This is a genomic window from Methylobacterium fujisawaense (assembly GCF_014138435.1).
Taxonomy (GTDB): domain Bacteria; phylum Pseudomonadota; class Alphaproteobacteria; order Rhizobiales; family Beijerinckiaceae; genus Methylobacterium; species Methylobacterium fujisawaense.
Genome location: NZ_JACJIM010000004.1, coordinates 411,237 through 428,753, shown reverse-complemented (window position 1 = coordinate 428,753; position 17,517 = coordinate 411,237). Strand labels below are relative to the sequence as shown.

General features: G+C 72.1%; 20 protein-coding genes. 13 read left to right on the top strand and 7 right to left on the bottom strand.

Translation table 11 applies throughout. From position 1 onward, the window contains the following. Window positions 1-9: 9 nt before the first annotated feature. From GGQ91_RS14650 to queC, 3 genes are all read left to right on the top strand, one after another. Window positions 10-975 carry a dihydrodipicolinate synthase family protein gene (locus GGQ91_RS14650; protein WP_043355863.1) on the top strand — a complete coding sequence of 322 codons (966 nt, stop codon included), beginning with the start codon at window positions 10-12 and terminating at the stop codon, window positions 973-975. 135 nt (window positions 976-1,110) lie between these two features. Next, window positions 1,111-1,467, top strand: coding sequence for a 6-carboxytetrahydropterin synthase QueD (gene queD, locus GGQ91_RS14645; RefSeq protein ID WP_043381990.1), 357 nt, complete (start codon window positions 1,111-1,113; stop codon window positions 1,465-1,467). Further along, a complete protein-coding gene (gene queC, locus GGQ91_RS14640; protein ID WP_182592263.1) occupies window positions 1,457-2,176 on the top strand; it encodes a 7-cyano-7-deazaguanine synthase QueC in 720 nt (239 codons plus the stop codon). The genes queD and queC overlap by 11 nt, the downstream gene beginning before the upstream one ends. Here the strand turns inward: queC and GGQ91_RS14635 are convergent. Beyond that, window positions 2,163-2,729 carry a TetR/AcrR family transcriptional regulator gene (locus GGQ91_RS14635; RefSeq protein WP_043381993.1) on the bottom strand — a complete coding sequence of 189 codons (567 nt, stop codon included), beginning with the start codon at window positions 2,727-2,729 and terminating at the stop codon, window positions 2,163-2,165. The two genes, queC and GGQ91_RS14635, sit on opposite strands and share 14 nt — an antisense overlap. 126 nt (window positions 2,730-2,855) lie before the next feature. Between GGQ91_RS14635 and GGQ91_RS14630 the strand changes: the two genes are divergently transcribed. The 5 genes from GGQ91_RS14630 to GGQ91_RS14610 all read left to right on the top strand — a co-directional run bounded on the left by GGQ91_RS14630 (window position 2,856) and on the right by GGQ91_RS14610 (window position 6,600). Beyond that, on the top strand, window positions 2,856-3,824 hold the full coding sequence (locus tag GGQ91_RS14630) for a quinoprotein relay system zinc metallohydrolase 2 (protein ID WP_182592262.1): 969 nt from the start codon (window positions 2,856-2,858) through the stop codon (window positions 3,822-3,824). Between the two features lie 42 nt (window positions 3,825-3,866). Next, window positions 3,867-4,706, top strand: a complete 840-nt coding sequence (locus GGQ91_RS14625; protein ID WP_182592261.1) for a quinoprotein dehydrogenase-associated SoxYZ-like carrier — start codon at window positions 3,867-3,869, stop codon at window positions 4,704-4,706. 2 nt (window positions 4,707-4,708) lie between these two features. Then, window positions 4,709-5,305 carry a rhodanese-like domain-containing protein gene (locus tag GGQ91_RS14620; protein WP_075380157.1) on the top strand — a complete coding sequence of 199 codons (597 nt, stop codon included), beginning with the start codon at window positions 4,709-4,711 and terminating at the stop codon, window positions 5,303-5,305. A 180-nt stretch (window positions 5,306-5,485) separates the two neighbouring features. Then, window positions 5,486-6,304: a 3-methyl-2-oxobutanoate hydroxymethyltransferase gene (gene panB / locus GGQ91_RS14615; protein ID WP_043355852.1), complete on the top strand. Its 819-nt coding sequence runs from the start codon at window positions 5,486-5,488 to the stop codon at window positions 6,302-6,304. Between the two features lie 14 nt (window positions 6,305-6,318). After that, on the top strand, window positions 6,319-6,600 hold the full coding sequence (locus GGQ91_RS14610) for a DUF333 domain-containing protein (RefSeq protein ID WP_051976039.1): 282 nt from the start codon (window positions 6,319-6,321) through the stop codon (window positions 6,598-6,600). A gap of 424 nt (window positions 6,601-7,024) precedes the next feature. On the opposite strand, the gene GGQ91_RS14605 is transcribed toward GGQ91_RS14610, so the two are convergent. Continuing rightward, entirely contained in the window at window positions 7,025-8,020 is a 996-nt protein-coding gene (locus GGQ91_RS14605; protein ID WP_043355850.1) for an NUDIX hydrolase, read from the bottom strand. 199 nt (window positions 8,021-8,219) lie between these two features. Between GGQ91_RS14605 and thiE the strand changes: the two genes are divergently transcribed. The 3 genes from thiE (at window position 8,220) to GGQ91_RS14590 (ending at window position 10,493) form a co-directional block, all read left to right on the top strand. Next, window positions 8,220-8,930, top strand: coding sequence for a thiamine phosphate synthase (gene thiE, locus GGQ91_RS14600; protein ID WP_043757170.1), 711 nt, complete (start codon window positions 8,220-8,222; stop codon window positions 8,928-8,930). Beyond that, entirely contained in the window at window positions 8,927-9,742 is an 816-nt protein-coding gene (thiD, locus tag GGQ91_RS14595; RefSeq protein ID WP_053608478.1) for a bifunctional hydroxymethylpyrimidine kinase/phosphomethylpyrimidine kinase, read from the top strand. Before thiE ends, thiD begins: the two co-directional genes overlap by 4 nt. Before the next feature lie 124 nt (window positions 9,743-9,866). Continuing rightward, a complete protein-coding gene (locus tag GGQ91_RS14590) occupies window positions 9,867-10,493 on the top strand; it encodes a helix-turn-helix domain-containing protein (protein WP_043355842.1) in 627 nt (208 codons plus the stop codon). A 7-nt stretch (window positions 10,494-10,500) separates the two neighbouring features. Here the strand turns inward: GGQ91_RS14590 and GGQ91_RS14585 are convergent, their stop codons facing one another. The 5 genes from GGQ91_RS14585 to GGQ91_RS14565 form a co-directional block, all read right to left on the bottom strand. Further along, the gene (locus GGQ91_RS14585; protein WP_043382003.1) at window positions 10,501-11,082 is read right to left on the bottom strand and encodes an ABC-type transport auxiliary lipoprotein family protein; all 582 of its coding nucleotides are present in this window, start codon (window positions 11,080-11,082) and stop codon (window positions 10,501-10,503) included. Window positions 11,083-11,203: 121 nt separating this feature from the next. Further along, complete coding sequence (locus GGQ91_RS14580) at window positions 11,204-12,286, bottom strand: MlaD family protein (RefSeq protein ID WP_043757166.1); 1,083 nt, start codon at window positions 12,284-12,286, stop codon at window positions 11,204-11,206. A 107-nt stretch (window positions 12,287-12,393) separates the two neighbouring features. Beyond that, window positions 12,394-13,179 (bottom strand): ABC transporter ATP-binding protein, encoded by a 786-nt coding sequence (locus GGQ91_RS14575; protein WP_170861809.1) that lies wholly within the window; start codon window positions 13,177-13,179, stop codon window positions 12,394-12,396. A gap of 10 nt (window positions 13,180-13,189) precedes the next feature. Further along, the gene (locus GGQ91_RS14570; RefSeq protein WP_043355836.1) at window positions 13,190-14,344 is read right to left on the bottom strand and encodes an ABC transporter permease; all 1,155 of its coding nucleotides are present in this window, start codon (window positions 14,342-14,344) and stop codon (window positions 13,190-13,192) included. Window positions 14,345-14,392: 48 nt separating this feature from the next. Next, window positions 14,393-15,568, bottom strand: coding sequence for an MFS transporter (locus tag GGQ91_RS14565; RefSeq protein WP_182592260.1), 1,176 nt, complete (start codon window positions 15,566-15,568; stop codon window positions 14,393-14,395). 137 nt (window positions 15,569-15,705) lie between these two features. Between GGQ91_RS14565 and GGQ91_RS14560 the strand changes: the two genes are divergently transcribed. Further along, a complete protein-coding gene (locus GGQ91_RS14560) occupies window positions 15,706-16,821 on the top strand; it encodes a hypothetical protein (protein ID WP_182592259.1) in 1,116 nt (371 codons plus the stop codon). Window positions 16,822-16,969: 148 nt separating this feature from the next. Next, the gene (locus GGQ91_RS14555; protein WP_053608474.1) at window positions 16,970-17,410 is read left to right on the top strand and encodes a DUF1489 family protein; all 441 of its coding nucleotides are present in this window, start codon (window positions 16,970-16,972) and stop codon (window positions 17,408-17,410) included. Window positions 17,411-17,517 lie beyond the last annotated feature (107 nt).

Below are 17,517 nucleotides of genomic sequence, written 5' to 3'. Positions count from 1 at the left end.
GAGCCGGCGATGGCCTTCGACCGACACATCTTCTCCGGCACGATCCCGGCCCTGATGACCCCCTGCCGGCCGGACCGGACACCCGATCTCGACGCCCTGGCGCGGAAGGGGAAGGACCTCGTCGCCGCGGGGATGTCGGCGGTGGTCTATTGCGGCTCGATGGGTGACTGGCCGCTGCTCACCGACGAGGAGCGGATGGCGGGCGTCGAGCGGCTGCTGGCGGCCGGCGTCCCGGTCATCGTCGGGACCGGGGCCCAGAACCCGAAGCGGGCGGCGGCGCTCGCCGCCCACGCCAAGGCGGCCGGCGCCCAGGGCCTGATGATCATCCCGCGGGTCCTGTCGCGGGGGAGCGCGGCCGCGGCACAGGAAGCCCATTTCTCCGGCATCCTCGAGGCGGCGGTCGACCTGCCGTCGGTGATCTACAACAGCCCCTATTACGGGTTCGAGACCCGGGCGGACCTGTTCTTCCGCCTGCGCACCCGGTATCCGCACCTCGTCGGCTTCAAGGAGTTCGGCGGCGCGGCCTCGCTCACCTACGCGGCCGAGCACATCACCGGCCAGTCGCCCGACATCACCCTGATGGTCGGGGTGGATACGCAGGTGGTGCACGGCTACGTCAATTGCGGCGCCCGGGGCGCCATCACGGGCATCGGCAACGTCCTGCCGCGGGAGGTCCTCCACCTCGTCGCCCTGTGCGAGAAGGCCGCCGCGGGCGACGTCCAGGCCCGCCGCCGGGCGGAGGAGCTCGACGCCGCACTGGCGATCCTGTCGAGCTTCGACGAGGGGCCGGACCTCGTCCTGTACTACAAGCACCTCATGGTGCTGGAAGGAAACCCGGAATACGCCCTCCACTTCAACGCCACCGACGCGCTGAGCGCCGGCCAGCGCCACTACGCGGAGACGCAGCTGCGCCTGTTCAAGGCCTGGTACGCCCGGTGGTCGGAAGAGGCCGCGGAGGACCGCCCCCGGGCCTGACCCTGCACCGGGGCGGCCCTCCTCGGCCATCGGGGGGGGGCGGGCGGCACGCCCCGGAACAGCCAGCCTTTGCGCGAAACGGTCCGTCGGCGCTATTGCGGGTGCGAGATCGGTCCCAGCCCGCGAACCCCGCCCATGAAGATCACCCAAGCCTTCACCTTCGAGGCGGCCCACCGGCTGCCGAACGTGCCCGAGACCCACCGCTGCCACAGGATGCACGGGCATTCCTACCGGGTCGAGCTGACGGTGGCCGGTCCGGTCGATGCCCACACCGGCTGGGTGATCGACTTCTACGACATCGAGTCGATCTTCGGGCCGCTGCTCGCCCGGCTCGACCACCATTGCCTCAACGAGATCGAGGGGCTGGAGAACCCGACCGCCGAGAACATCGCGGCCTGGATCTGGCAGCGCCTCCGGCCGGACCTGCCGGGCCTCGCGCTGGTGCGGGTCGCCGAGACCCCGATGTCCTGGGCCGAGTACGATGGCGAGTGAGGCCGCGCCTTCGGGGGACCGCGCCGCGCTGGTGCTGTTCTCCGGCGGCCAGGATTCGGCCACCTGCCTCGCCTGGGCGCTGGACCGGTTCGACCATGTCGAGACCCTCGGCTTCGATTACGGACAGCGCCACCGGGTCGAGCTCGACCGCCGCGCCGCCCTGCGGGCGGGCACGACGGGCCTCAATCCCGACTGGGCGCCCCGCCTCGGGGCAGACCACACGCTCGCCCTCGACGCCCTCGGGCAGGTGTCCGAGACGGCACTCACCCGGGAGGCCGCGATCGGCTACGAGGCGTCGGGCCTGCCCAACACCTTCGTGCCCGGCCGCAACCTCGTCTTCCTGACCTTCGCGGCGGCGCTCGCCTACCGGCGGGGCCTCCGGCACGTGGTCGGCGGGATGTGCGAGACCGACTATTCCGGCTACCCGGACTGCCGCGACGACACGATCAAGGCCCTGCAGGTGGCGCTCAACCTCGGCATGGAGCGGCGCTTCGTCCTGCACACGCCGCTGATGTGGCTCGACAAAGCGCAGACCTGGGAACTGGCCGAGACGTTGGGGGGCCGAGCGCTGGTCGACCTGATCGTCGAGGAGAGCCACACCTGCTACCTCGGCGAGCGCGGGCAGCGGCATCCCTGGGGCTACGGCTGCGGGACCTGCCCGGCCTGCCGCCTCCGGGCGGACGGCTACGCGCGGTTCACTGCGGCCTGAGCCCGTCCACCAGGACCGCCAGCGTCCCCCGGAAGGCCGCCGGGCTCGCGAACAGGCGCTCCATCAGCAGCGCCCCCTCCAGGGTGGCGACGACGTAGCGGGCGAGCGCCGCCGGATCCGCGCCGCCGCGGACGCTCCCGTCCGCCTGCCCCTCCCGCAGGATCGCCTCCAGCCACGCGAGGTGATCCGCAAAGAAGGCCGCAATGTCCCGGCGCAGGCGCTCGGGCAGGGCCTCGCCCTCGATGGCGAGCGCCGCGCACAGGCAGCCGAGCCCCTGCTCGACACCGCCGAGATAGAGCCGGCCATAGGCCTCGACCCGGCCCGGCCCGTCCGGGACGTCCCGGCGGATCGCCTCCAGGGCGGCGGCGTAGCGCGCCGCATAGGCCGCCACCAGGGCGGCGCCGAGATCGATCTTGGTGGGGAAGTGGTGGTGGATGCTCGCCTTGCGGATGCCCACCGCCGCCGCGAGGTCGGCGTAGCTGAAGCCGGCATAGCCGCGTCCCCGCACCAGGGTCTCGGCCTGCATCAGCAGCTCGGCGCGGGTATCCCTCATCGCGGCGATCGTCGCTCCGGCTCACGCGAATGTGGGGCCGGCCGCGATCCCGATCCCGGCCCACCCCTTGACGGAGGAGCAATCTACCTACTTAATGGTAGACAATCAAGATCGGGAGGTTTCGGCATGACGGCATCCGCCGTCCATCCGAGGACGTTCGCCGCCGGCGCCGGGCTGACGCGGCGGCACGCGCTCTTCGCGGGGCTCTGCCTGTGCTGCCTGCCGACGCTGGGCCGCGCCGCCGAGAGCTTCACGATGGAGGAGGTCGGCCCGGGCGTGTTCGTGCGCAAGGGCCTGATCGCCGACGCAACCTCCGACAATGCGGACGCCATCGCCAATATCGGCTTCCTCGTCGGCAAGAGCGGCGTGCTGGTGACGGAATCCGGCGGCAGCCTCGCGGACGGCCAGTGGCTGCGCGCCGAGATCGTCAAGCGCACGCAGAAGCCGATCACCCACGTCGTGCTGACCCATGTCCATCCCGACCACGTCTTCGGCGCGGGGGCGTTCGTCCAGGACAAGCCGGTCTTCATCGGCCACGCCAAGCTCACCGAGGCGCTCTCGGCCCGGGGCGAGTTCTACCGCAAGCGCCTGATCGATCTCCTGGGCGAGGACCGGACCGGGCCGGTGGTCTACCCGACGATGAGCGTGGCCGAGACGGCCGAGATCGACCTCGGCGACCGGCGCCTGACCTTCACGGCGCACGGGCCGGCGCACACCACCTCGGACCTGTCGATGATCGATTCCGGCAGCGGCCTGCTGTTCCCCGCCGACCTGCTGTTCGTGAACCGGATCCCGTCCCTCGACGGCAGCCTCAAGGGCTGGCTGAGCGAGATCGAGCGCCTGAAGGCCATGGGCGCCTCACGGGCGGTGCCGGGCCACGGCCCCGTCGCGGTGGATCTCGCCCCGGCGCTGTCCGACCTTACCGGCTACCTGACCGCCCTCCGCGACGGGACCCGGGCTGCGATCGCCAAGGACGTTCCCATCGAGAAGGCGGTGACGCGCGTCGCCGCGGACCAGCGGGACCAGTGGGCGCTGTTCGAGACCTACAACGGCCGCAACGTCACCGTGGCCTATCAGGAACTCGAGTGGGAATAGGATTTTCGGTTCCCCATATCGGATGACAACGGGAGGCACGCCATGACCCACCGGATCGGAAAGACCCTCTTCACCCTCGCCCTCGGCGCCGCCCTGGCGGCGACCGCCCTGTCCGGCCCCCTCGTCCACGCTGCGCAGGCGGCGGGCGCCTCCGATACCGATCAGGAGCGGGCGGCCCGCTGGCAGGAGATCGCCAAGTCGATCTTCGGCGACCGCCAGATCGCCCAGACCGACAGCCTCGTGAAGATCGACGCCCCCGCCCGGGCGCTCGACGCCGCCCTGGTGCCGATCACCCTGACCATGCCCAACGACGGGCAGATCAAGGCGGTCTCGCTGATCATCGACGACAACCCGGCGCCCTACGCGGCCAAGTTCGAGTTCGGACCGGCCGCCGACCCGGCCGAGTTGAAGCTGCGCGTGCGGGTCAACAACTACACCGACATGCACGCCGTGGTGGAGACGCAGGACGGCAAGCTCTACGAGGCCAAGCAGTTCGTGAAGGCGTCCGGCGGCTGTTCGGCCCCGATGGGCATGAGCGACGAGGAGGCCATGAAGGGCATGGGCGACATGCGCATGAAGTTCGCCGAGACCCAGCCCGGCAAGCCCGTGGAGGCGACGCTGATGATCCGCCACCCGAATTTCTCGGGCATGCAGATGAACCAGGTGACCCGCGACTACACGCCGGCGCGCTACATCGACAAGCTCACCGTCTCGGCGGGCGACCGGACGGTCTTCACCATGACGGGCGACATCTCCATCGCCTCGAACCCGGTGATCAACTTCGCGTTCAAGCCGGACGGCAAGCCGATCCAGGTGGCGGCTTCCGACAACCAGGGCGGGCGCTGGCAGCACAGCTTCACCCCGCCGGGCCCGACGAACTGACCATGCGGCGCCTCCTCCTGACCGGCCGGGCCGCTGCGGCCTGTGCCGCACTCCTCTGCCTCGCCGCCGCGCCGGCCGATTCGCCGGTCAACGTCCCCGAGCCGGAGGGGCTCTATGCCGGCCCGCCGAAGGGCTACACGCCACAGACCCTGAAAGGGGCGACGGTGGTCGATGCCGACGCCGTCGCGGCCCTGATGGCGGGCCCCGACAAGCCGGTGCTGATCGACGTGGCTGCCCCGGACCGCAAACCGTCGAACTTCCCGGAGGGACGGTTGTGGCTTCCGGTGCATCCCTCGATTCCGGGGGCCGTCTGGATGCCGGAGGCCGGCGCCGAGCCCCTGGCGCCCGCGCGCGAGGCGCTGTTCTACGAACGGGTCGCCGCGCTGACGGGCGGCGACAAGGCTCGCCCGGTGGTGGTGTTCTGCCACGTGGAGTGCTGGGGCAGCTGGAACGCCGCCAAGCGCCTCATCCTGAAGGGCTATACCGGCGTGCGCTGGTTCCCCCAGGGCGTCGAGGGCTGGCAGGAGACGCACGAGACCGCGAACCTGCAGGTCGATCCGGCCTGGAAGGCGGGCGCCGAGCCACAGGCGGGGCGCTGACCCGCGGCGCCGGGCGGTGTAAGAGGGACGCATGAAACGGGACGCGCCCCCTCTCCTGAGCGGGAGAGGGTTGGGGTGAGGGAACAGGTCTTTCCGGACAAGTCACCCCCTCATCCTGTCCCACTCCCGCACGGGAGAGGGGACCGGCGCTTGCCCTCGGTGCCGGAAGGGATCTGAATCATGTCGCAGGTCGTGCAGTCCCGACGGCTCCGGGCGATCGATATCGGCAAGCGCAAGGCCGAGGGGCGCAAGATCACCGCGCTGACCGCCTACCACGCCCACACGGCCGGCATCGTAGATCCCTATTGCGACTTCATCCTCGTGGGCGATTCCCTCGGCATGGTCATGCACGGGATGGAATCGACGATCCCCGTGACCCTGGAGATGATGATCCTCCAGGCCCAGGCGGTGATCCGCGGCACCGAGAAGGCGCTCGTCGTGGTCGACATGCCGTTCGGCTCCTACGAGGCCAGCCGGGAACAGGCGTTCCTCAACGCGTCCCGGGTGCTGAAAGAGACGGGCGCGGGCGCGATCAAGATGGAGGGCGGAGCCCATTTCGCCGAGACGGTGGCGTTCCTGGTCCAGCGCGGCGTACCGGTGATGGGGCATATCGGCCTCACCCCGCAGGCTGTGAACACGATGGGCGGCTTCAAGGTCCAGGGCCGGGGGCCCGACGACGAGCGCCGCCTTCTGGAGGATGCCCGCGCCATCTCCGAGGCCGGCGCCTTCGCGATCGTGCTGGAGGGCATCGTCGAGCCGGTGGCTCGCGCCATCGCGACCTCGCCCCGGGTGACGGCCGCCACGATCGGCATCGGCGCCTCCGCGGTCTGCGACGGCCAGATCCTCGTGCTGGAGGACATGCTCGGCCTGTCCGAGCGGACGCCGAAATTCGTGCGCCAGTTCGGCAGCCTGCGCAACCATATCGAGGAGGCCGTGAAAGCCTACGCGGAGGAGGTCCGGGCCGGGCGGTTCCCGGCCGACGACCACACCTACGGGTAGGGCAGGGGCGGCCGATGTCCCCTCCGATCCTGCCGTCGGGCGGTCGCGCCGAGAGGCTCGTCATCGCCTTCGCGCTGTGCGCCGCCATCGCCCGACCGGGACCGGCGCAGGCGCTGGAAAACCCGGCCTCCGCCTTCTGCGCAACGATGGGGGGACGGTCGATCATCGCGAAGCTGCCGGATGGGGGCGCGATCGGGCTCTGCTCCCTGCCGGGCAACAAGATCGTCGAGGAATGGACGCTCTACCGGATGCTCCATGGCGTGAAGCCCCCGGCAGACGACAACCCGTTCCGATAGCCCGGCCACGCGCGGGCGCATGCGAATCCCGAACGCGCCGCGCCCGTTCGAGGATGCCGTGACGGCCGGCGCGGGCGCGGTCTGTACCGGCCGACGACCACACCTGCGGTGAGAATCCGACACGGGGCGACCAACGCTGGACCAGCGCGTACGGTCGCCACGGCCTCGCCTGGAGCCATGCCGGCGCCTTCAGCACCGGCGCGCAGATCCTCGTGTCGCTCCATCCGGAGGCCGGTTTCCACACCCTCGTCCTGACGAACGCCATCCCGTCCGGCCTGCCGGAGGGGCGCACCGACAGCTTCGCCGACCGCGTCTTCGACGGCCGGGCCGGCCAGGACAGGCTGAAGGCCTGGGGGGCGGCCTACGGCGCACCGCCGGCCCGGGCCTCGGCATCCTGGCGCGACGGTAGGATCGATCCCGTTCGTCAGCCCACCCGCCGCGACGGCAGCCGCAACCCCGGGGCGGGCCGCTCCAGCAGCACCTCCCGGCGGAAGCGCACGAGCCGCGCCGGCCGGCCGGCGGCGCCGCTGGTGACGCTCTCGGTCTCCTCCACCAGTCCCTGCTGCGCCACGAGACGGCGGAAATTCTGCTTGTGCAGCTGCGTCCCCGACAGGGCCTCCACGGTGCGCTGGAGCTGGAGCAGGGTGAATTCCGGCGGCATCAGCTCGAACACCACCGGGCGATACTTGATCTTGCCCCGGAGCCGGCCGATCGCGGTGGCGAGCACCCGCCGGTGGTCGAAGGCCATGGGCACGCCGGTCGGGTCGTTCGGGAGGGCCGGACCGGGATTGCCCTTCGCCTCCGGGATCAGACCGGCCTCGAACAGCAACTCGTAGCGCTCCAGGACACGCTCCTCGTTCCACGTGCCGCCGTTCATGCCGAAGGTCAGGCCGAGGCGGTCCAGGCGGCGGGTCCGGGTAGCGCATTCCTCGGGCTCGGACGCCCAGGCTGCGAGCCGCGCCTCGATGGCGTCGAGCTGGCGGGGGCGCCCCTGGCGGAAATCCTCGTAGGGCAGGTAGCGGTACCAGTTCTGCCACGCGGCCTCGGCCAAGCCGGCCGGCCGCTCCTCGCGAACGAGCGCCAGATAGGCCACCGAGAGCGAATGCACGCCGGACAGGTTCGCCGTGCCGGAGCGGTCCCGGTCGCCGAAGGTGTAGAGCTGCTCCACGTAGCCCAGACGCTGGTGCGTCTGCCGCTCCACCCAGGCGCGCAGGCCCCGTTCCAGGGTCGCGTGCTCGGGGACCAGCGGGCCGGCCGGCAGGCCGTCGCCCCGGCCCGGTGCCTGGTCGGGCACGCGGATCGTCAGGGCGCGCGGCTCCCCCTTGGTCGCGGCGACGATCACCGCGACGAGGCCTACGGAGGAGCGCTCCGGCGAGGCCTGCGCCCCCCGCGCATCCGTCTGCGCCGCGGCACCCTTCATCGTTCCTCGACCGCCTCTCCCCCGGGACGCGCCGGAGCGGATCCCACCTATAGGGGGACAGGATCGCCGCGCGTCAACGCCGCTGTCGGACGGAGCGGCCCCGTGCGCTTGCCAACGCGCCGATGCCTGCCCAAACAGGGAGGGACCGGCGCGGACGCCGCCGGGGCGGTTCTGCCGGAACGAGGATACAGCGACAGCGATGCCAGCCAGCGCCAGCGCCGCATCGACCGGGAGACAGGCGGTCGACCTGCGACTCTACGGCCTCCTCGACGTCGGCGTCTGCGGCGCCGACGGGGCGCGGCTGGCTGAACTCGGCGCCGAAGCGGTGGCCGGGGGCTGCACCCTGCTCCAGTACCGCGAGAAGGACATCGCCGATGCCCGCGCCGCCCTGGGGCGGCTCCGGGCGATCCTGGAAGCCGTGGGCGGCCGGATCCCGGTCCTCGTCAACGACCGCGTCGACCTCGCCCTCGCCGCAGGCGCGGACGGGGTGCATCTCGGCCAGAGCGACCTCCATCCGGCGGATGCCCGCCGCCTCCTGGGGGAGAGCGCGATCATCGGTCTCACCCTCAAGAAGGCCGCCCAGGCGGACGAGTTGTACCGGCTTCCCGTCGACTACGCCTGCATCGGCGGCGTGTTCGCCACCACCAGCAAGGACAATCCCGACCCGCCCGTGGGCCTCGACGGCTTTGCCAGCATCGCCTTCCGCGCCCGCCTCGCCCGCGGGGCGGACCTGCCGCTCGGCGCCATCGCGGGGATCGGCCTGGAGAACGCCGCCGCGGTGATCGCCGCGGGGGCGGACGGCGTCGCGGTGATCACCGCCCTGTTCGGCGCGGACTCGGTGCGCCAGCGCGCCCGCGACCTGCGCGCGCGGATCGACGACGCCCTGGCGGAGCGGGCGGCCTCGCGATGAGCGACCCCGCGCCCATCGCGGTGACGATCGCGGGCTCGGATTCCGGCGGGGGCGCCGGCATCCAGGCGGACCTCAAGACCTTCTCGGCGCTCGGCGTCTACGGGGCCAGCGTGATCACGGCGCTGACCGCGCAGAACACGACGGGGGTCCAGGGCATCCACGACGTGCCGCCGGACTTCGTCACCCGGCAGATCGACAGCGTGTTCTCCGACCTCGCCGTGAAGGCCGTGAAGATCGGCATGCTGTCGCAGGTGGCGGTGATCGCCGCCGTGGCCGAGGGGCTGGCGCGCCACGCCGGGGCGATCCCGGTCGTCCTCGATCCCGTGATGGTCGCCACGAGCGGCGACCGGCTGATCGCGGACGCGGCCGTGGCGACGCTCCGCGAGCGGCTGCTGCCGCGGGCCGATCTGATCACCCCCAACCTGCCGGAGGCGGCGGTGCTCCTCGGCGAGGCCGTCGCCACGGACGCGGCGACGATCGTGGCCCAGGCCCGGCGGCTCGTGGGGCTGGGCGCCCGGGCGGTGCTGATCAAGGGCGGCCACGGCGTGGGGCGCGAGAGCATCGACCACCTCGTCACGGCGGACGGCACCCTGCGGACCCTCTCGGCGCCGCGAATCGCGACGACCAACACCCACGGCACCGGCTGCACGCTCTCGGCCGCGGTGGCGGCGGGACTCGCCCAGGGCCTGGATCTGCCTGAGGCGGTGGCGGCCGCCAAGGCTTACCTCACGGCCGCCCTCGCCGCCGCCGACCAGCTCGCGGTCGGGACGGGCCACGGGCCGGTCCATCACTTCCACGCTCTCTGGTCGTAGGCCGCGCCCGAGCCGGCACTTTCCCGCGCGCCCGCCGCCCGCCGCCTTGCAACCGGGCGGCGATTGCGTTTGAAGAAGCGCACGATCGTTCGGATAACGGAACGGTACAGGCGGACCGGTGACGATGCAGGATCAGGCGGAACGGCCCGACCGGGGGCGCGGGCGCGACCTGCTGACCGGCGCGCAGGCGCTCTCCGGGCAGCTCGGCAAGACCATCCAGCGGCTGCGCAAGGCCTACAACCTGTCGCTCTCGGAACTCGCCGAGCAGTCCGGCGTGGCCAAATCGATCATCAGCCAGATCGAGCGCAACGAGACCAATCCGACCCTCGCGACCATCTGGCGCCTGTCGCAGGCGCTGGACGTGTCCATCGAGCGGGTGCTGGCGGCGGGCGACGAGGAGCCCTTCATCGAGAAGACCTCCCGGGCCGACACGCCGATCCTCGTCTCCGAGGACGGGAAGGTGCGGCTCGCGATCATCGGCTGGCTCAAGACGATCGAGTGGCTGCAATGGTACGAGGTCACGGCGGATCTCGGCGGCGTCCTCGACTCGGACCCGCACCAGCGCGGCTCGGTGGAATCGCTGTCGGTCGCCGAGGGCGCGTTCGAGGTCGAGATCGGCGGCAGCGTGCAGCGCGCGCGGGCCGGCGAGACCCTGCGCTACCGCTGCGACCGGCCCCACCTCATCCGCTGCACGGACGGCCCGGCCCGGGCCACCATGGTGGTGATCATGAAGGCCGCCGTGATGGAGTGAGGCGGTTTCACCGCCCGCTGTTCACCCACCGCACCACGTCGGCGAGCACGGTCACCAGCGCCTGATCGAGGGCGCGGGCGCCGTTTCCGGCATCGATCTTGGACACCGGGACCCGGGCCGTGAAGATCCGCGCGGCGGCGACCTTGCCGGTGCCGTCGGCTACGAGCTTCAGCGACAGGTCGACCACCGCCTCGCCGGTCGCGGCCTGGACATCGAAGGCGCGGATCTCGCTGATCAGCTGGTAGTCGGCCACGACCTTGTCGCCGGGGCGACTCACCGAGCGGAGCCGGCCGGAATTCTCCAGGCTCTGGATGAGCCGCGTCTGGATCAGGCGCGGCAGCCGGTCGGCCCATTGGCCGCCGCCCAGGAAGGACAGCGCCCCGCCGTTCTCGCGCACGATGATCCGGTCGGCCTCGAAGGGCTGGATCCCCACCGGCTCCGACACCACGATCGAACGGCCGGCCGCGATCGGCCGGCCCGCGGGGGGCAGCGCCGCGAGGTCGAAGGTGAGGGGCGCCACACCGCCGCCGCAGCCGCCCAGGAGGGCGGCGAACAGCGCGGCGGCGAGGATGTGGGACGAGCGGACCATACACATGACCTGAGAAACTCCGCCGGCGAGCAGCGGAGCTGTAAAAGCTATGCGGTTAAAACTAATCCGCTGCGGCATCCGTGCCGTGCGCCGGGACACATCCGTCCGGCGCCGCGCGCTTTCAGCGCCCACCGTTGTATTCGGGCAACGATGGCTTGCCGCCGAAGATCACCTGGCTCGGGTCGCGCTCCAGGCTGCGCACCGTGCGGTTGAGGGTGCTCAGGGTCCGCTGCCCGTCCCCCGACAGGGCCTCCACCTCCCGGCGGCCGGTGCCGCTGAGCCGTCCGAAACTGGTCGCGATGCTGGCGGTGCGCTTGTCGAGGTTCTCCGACATGGTCCGGAACGCCTTGCCGGCGTCGCGCACCGAGATCGCCGCCGCGCGGATCTCCGAGAAGGTGCTGGAGCCCTCCTGGCCGGAGGCCGAGCCCAGGAAGCTCTCGGCGCCGTTGAGCACCGCGTCGATCTTGTCGGCCGAGGCGCTGAGCTTGCCGGCGAGCAGCCGGGCGTCGTGCAGGCCCGCCTCGATGTCGGGGCTGGCCTTGGACAGGGCCGCCGAGAAGCGGTCGGCGTTGTCGATCACGCGGCCGAGCTTCGCGCCGTCCACCGCCTTGACCAGGGCGGAGATGTTGGGGCCGGCATCGGCGAGCGTCTTGGAGAAGGTCTCGACATTGGACAGCGACCGGTTGATCGCCCCCTCGTTGGCGGAGACGAGCCTGTCCAGGCGGGCGAGCATGTCGTCGGCCCGCTGCGCCACCTGACGGGCCAGCGCCATCATGTCCTGCATGTCGGAGGAATCGGCGAAGATGGTCGGCGGCTCGCCGTTGGCCATCGGGGTCAGCACCGGCGCGTCGGCGTTGCCGCCCGACAGGGAGATCACCGAGACGCCGGTGAGCATCGCCGAGTCGAGGCGGGCGCGGGTGTCGGCCCGGAGCGGGGTCGCGGGATCGACCTTGATCGTGGCGAGCACCCGGCGGGGATCCTGCGGAGCGAGGCGGATATCGGTGACCTCGCCGACCTTGATGCCGTTGAAGTTCACGCTCGATCCGCGCGAGAGCCCCCCGACCGAGCCGGAGAAGACGATGCGGACGATCTGGCTGACCTGCCGCGACGAGCCGCCGGAGAGCCACAGCACGGTGCCGAAGCCCGCCAGGATGACGGCGATGGTGAAGGCCCCGATGAGGGCGTAGTTCGCGCGGGTTTCCATGCGCTCAACCTGCGGTTCTGGCCGGCGGGGATGCGGCCGGGCCTGTGGCCCCGGCACCCGGAGGGGAGCAGGGCGGGATCTGGGTGGGACGGTGATCAGGCATCGGGTCAGGCATGAGCCGATGCGCCGCCCGTGGCGATGGTCCGGGCACGCTTGCCGTGGAAGTAGGAGCGCAGCCAGGGATGGTCGCTCGCCAGCATCTCGTCGATCGTGCCGGCGGCGATGATCTGGCCGTCGCCGAGCGCCGCGATGCGGTCGCAGGCGGTGTAGAGGCTGTCGAGGTCGTGGGTGACCATGAAGACGGTCAGGCCCAGCGTTTCCTTGAGGGTCGAGACGAGGTCGTCGAACTCGCCGGCGCCGATCGGGTCGAGGCCCGAGGTCGGCTCGTCGAGGAACAGGATCTCGGGGTCGAGGGCCAGGGAGCGGGCGAGCGCCGCGCGCTTGATCATGCCGCCCGACAGCTCCGAGGGCAGCTTGTCGGCGGCGTCGGGCTTCAGGCCGACCATCTCGATCTTGAGCCGGGCGAACTCGTCGAGGAGGCGTTCGGACAGGTTCAGGTGCTCGCGCATCGGCACCTGGATGTTCTGCTTGACGGTGAGCGCCGAGAACAGAGCGCCCTGCTGGAACAGCACGCCCCAGCGCTGCTCCATCCGGCGCCGCTCCGCGTAGGTGAGCTCGTCGACGTCCCGGCCGAACACCTCGATCGTGCCGGCCCGCTTCGGGTTGAGGCCCAGGATCGTCCGGGTGAGCACCGACTTGCCCTGGCCCGAGGGCCCGACGAAGCCGAGGATCTCACCGGCGCGGATGTCGAGGCTCAGACCCTTCAGGATGTTGCGGTCGCGGAATCCGACCACGAGGTCGCGCACGCGGATGATCGGGGCGGGGGCGGTCATCGGGTCGGCCTCAGAAGTCGATCGCGGCGAAGAACACCGCGAACAGGCCATCGAGGACGATGACCATGAAGATGGACTTCACCACCGACGCGGTGACGTGGCGGCCGAGCGATTCCGCCGAGCCTTCGACCGCGAAACCCTCGATCGTGGCGATCACCCCGATGGTCAGCGCCATGAACGGCGCCTTGATCAGCCCGACCATGACGTGGTGGACGCCCACCGCCGCCTGGAGCCGGACCAGGAACTGGTCGAGGGTCAGGCCGCCATAGAGCATCGCGGTGAGCCCGCCGCCGGCGAGCGCCGCGAGGTCGCCGATCAGCGTCAGCATCGGCAGGCCGATCATCAGGGCGAGCACCCGGGGCACGATCAGGATCTCGACCGGGTCGAGGCCCATGACCCGGAGCGCGTCCACCTCCTCGCGCATGCGCATGGAGCCGATCTCGGCGGTGATCGCCGAGCCGGAGCGGCCGGCGACCATGATCGAGGTGAGCAGCACGCCCATCTCGCGCAGGATCAGCAGGCCGATCAGGTTGACCACGAAGGTCTGGGCGCCGAAGCGCTGGAGCTGGAAGATCCCCTGCTGGGCGACGATGCCGCCCACCAGGAACGAGATCAGCACGATGATCGGCGTGCCGTTGAGCGCCACCTGCTGGATCTGGTTGATCAGGGCGTTGCCGCGGAACGTGCCGGGCCGCAGGGCGACGCGTCCGCAGGCGGCGATCAGCTCGCCGAGGAAGGCGAGGGCGGTGACGAATTCATGGCCGCCCTGCACCGTCTGGCGCCCGGTGGCATCGAGCAGGCCGACGACCGGGCCGTGCCGCCGGGGCGGCGGCGCGTCCGGCTCGCGCAGGCGAACCTCCCCCAGAAGGGTGCGGTGCTCCGGCCGTGCGTTGAGATAGGTGAGGGCGCCCCCCGCCTGCTCGATCTCGGCGCGGGTCCGCTCCAGAACCCAGGCGCCGAGGGTGTCGAGGCGCTCGATGGCCGACAGGTCGACCGCCACCGGCCCGGCGCGGCCGGCCGCCGCGATGCCCGCGGCCGCGGCCTCGACGGCCGGGCCCTGGTCGGCGGTCCAGCGGCCGTCGAGCGTCAGACGGCCGTCGGCCGTCCGGTCCCGCAGCGCGGCGCCGGCCAAGGCGCCGGGAACAGTGCCCTCGCTCAGCAACACCCATACTCCTCGATCGAGGCACCACCCTGCCCGGCGGTTATGACGACATTACGGTTGACGATCCGTCTCCAACCTCACCCCTGAAGCGCGACGTGAGGCCAGGGCGAGCCCCAGGCCCGCGGCGGCGAGCGGCGCCATGAGCAGGAAGGCGAGGGGGCCGCCGGCCCGGTAGGCGACGCCGCTGCCCAGGGTCGCGACCACCGAGATCCCGGCATTGACCGCGCTGAGCGTGCCCTGCGCCCGGCCCCGGGCGCCGTCCGGAGCGTAGGCCGAGACCGCCGCCATGGCGCCGAGCTGCGTCGCCCCGAAGGTCAGGCCGTGGAGGCATTGCAGCGGCACCAGCGCGGCGAGATGGTCGCCGAGGAGGAACATGCCGACCGCCCGCAGGATCGCCGCGACGGCCCCGGCGCCGAGGAGCCGCACCGGGTTGCGCCAGGCGGCGGGCAGGGCGGGCAGGGCGGCGAACAGGGCGATCTCGGCGAGCACCCCGGTCGCCCAGAGCGAGCCGACCCAGGCCGCCGGGATCCCCTGGCTGGTCCAGTAGATGCTGCCGAACCCGTAGATCGCCCCGTGGCTCGCCTGGATCGCGGCCGCCGCGCCGATGCACAGCCACAGCTTCAGAGGCAGCCGCGGCCGGCCGGTTCCCGCCGCGGACGGCGGCAGGGCCGCCACCGCGCGGCTGCGCCACGCCACCAGCGCCGCGCCGAGGGCGAGGCCGGTCAGCAGAAGCGGCACGGCGAGCCGCCCGCCCAGCGCCGTCAGAAGCACTCCGCCCGCGAGGTTCGCCAGCAGGAACGCGACGGAGCCCGCCATCCGGATCCGCGAATAGGCGAGGCGGGAATCCCCGCGCACGGCCGCGAGCGTCAGGTAGTCGATGCAGGGCACGAGGGGCGCGCCGGCGACCGCGTTGAGCACGATGAGCGCGGCGAGCCACGGCCAGGCGATCCCGGCTGCGGCGGGCATCAACGCGTAGGTCAGGCTGAGCGCGAGGCTGCCGAGCAGGATCAGCCGGCGCGGGCCCAGGCCCCGGTCGAGCAGGCTCATGAGCGGGGCCGTGGCGGCGATTCGCGTGGCGATCGGCAGCGCGAGCAGGAGGCCGATCACCCTTGCATCGAGGCCCAGGGCGTCGAGCCACAGGGGCATGAACGGCATCGCGATGCCGATCTCGGTGAACACCACGGCGTAGAGCAGCGACAGGCGCGCCGGGCCGGACGGGCGGGGCAAGGCGGGTCTCGACGGGAGGGGCGGGGGCCGTAGGCCGTCCGTAAGCGCCCGTTAAAGGGAGTCTGTCAAATTCCCGGGGATTGGCGCGCACCTGGGCGGGCCGCTACCGCGCCCGCCGCCAGCGTCCAGAGAGGCCCATGTTCGGTTCCGTGACTCCGAGCGCGCATGCGTCGGCCGAGTACGAGGCGATTGAGGCGACGATCAGCGCCAGCGAGCGCGGCCGCTGGTTCCTCGCCGAATACGCCCGGCGCAACCGGGGCCCCGAAACCGAGGTGCTGCTCGGAGCGATCGCACGGCTGGAGCGGAGCGTCACCGCCGACCGCGGGCAGGAGGCTTTCGGCCACCTGCGCGGCAACCTTCTCGACATGGCCGACGCGATCAGCCGGACCAAGGGCGAGATCGCGGCGCTCAACGCCCCGAACAGCGACGAGACCCGGCTGACGCAGGCGTCGCTCGCCCTCGACGCCATCGTGCGCGAGACCGAGCAGGCCACCTCCGACATCCTCAGCGCCGCCGAGTCGATCCAGGAGGCGGCCTGGACCCTCCGCGAGCATGGGGCCGACGCGCAGGCCTGCGACGCCCTCGACCGCCACGCCACCGCGATCTACACCGCCTGCTCCTTCCAGGACCTGACCGCGCAGCGCACTGCCCGGATCGTCTACACCCTGCGCTACCTGGAGGACCGGGTCTCCGCGATGATCGCCATCTGGGGCGAGGACGCGGTGCGGGTTCCGCCCCACCGGAGCGCGCGGCCGGCCGGCGAGCCGGCCGATCTGAACCAGAGCGACGTCGACCGCTACATCGCCATGGACGTACCGGCCATCACGGTGGCCGCCCTCGTGGCGCGCCCCGGCAGCCCGGCGCTCCACGAGGATCTGGTGTTCCTCCCGGTCTCGGCGGAGGCCGAGCCGGATGCGCAAGCACCGGAGCGGGTCGCGGATTCCGAGCCGGAGGCTGTCGCGGCGCCGGTCGAAGAGATCGACAGGGTGGCCGACCTGGACACCGTTCCCGGGTTTGCCGACGAGCCCGAGACTGTCTCGCCCCCTGACACCGGCACCTTCGCCGAGGCCGCGCCGGAGCCCGACGCCGCGCCGGAGCCCCACGACTGGCTCGGAGCGGATATGGCCGATCTGGCCTGGGGCGAGGCCGTCGCGGCGGCCCCCGAGCCGGCCATGCCGCCGGAGGATCCGGCCCTGAGCTTCGCCGAGATCGCGGCGCTGACGCCGGAGCAGCGGCTCGCCCTGTTCGCCTGACGGCTTCCGAGCGAGGCCGACGCGGCCCCGGCCATCCGCGCGCACGGAAGACCGCGCCGCCGCATCCGCCTGAGGCGGTTCGGCAGGCGCGTCCCGACGCGGACCCTGCTATCAGGGCCGCCCCCGGCAATCCCGAGCAAGCACGTCCGTGGCCCTGCACCTGATCAAGCTCTGTGTCGGCCCCGCCACCATCGCCGACCTCGAGGCCCGGCAGGCCCGGTTCCGGGAGGAGGCGCTCCGGGACGGCCGGCCCGCGGCCCCGTTCCACGTCACCCGCACCCTGCCCAAGCGTCACCGGGAGATCACCGGGCGCGGCTCGATCTACTGGGTGATCCGGGGGACTCTGTCCTGCCGGCAGGCGATCACCGCGATCGAACCGCTGACCGGCGAGGACGGCATCCCGCGCTGCCGGTTGGTCTTCGATCCGCGCCTCGTCCCGGTGGCGCCCCGGCCCTGCCGGCCCTTCCAGGGCTGGCGCTACCTCACGGCGCGCGACGCGCCGGCCGACCTCGGCGCCGAGGCGTCGGGGGACCTCGCCGAGATGCCCGAGGCCCTGCGGCGCGAGCTGGTCGGCCTCGGCCTGCTGTGAGGATGTAGCGCCCCCCACCGCTCAGTCCCCCGCACGCCCTCCTGAGGCCCCGGCGCACGGCGGTGGCCGCGAAGGAAGCCCTCCAGACGGCGCTGCGATCCCTGCAT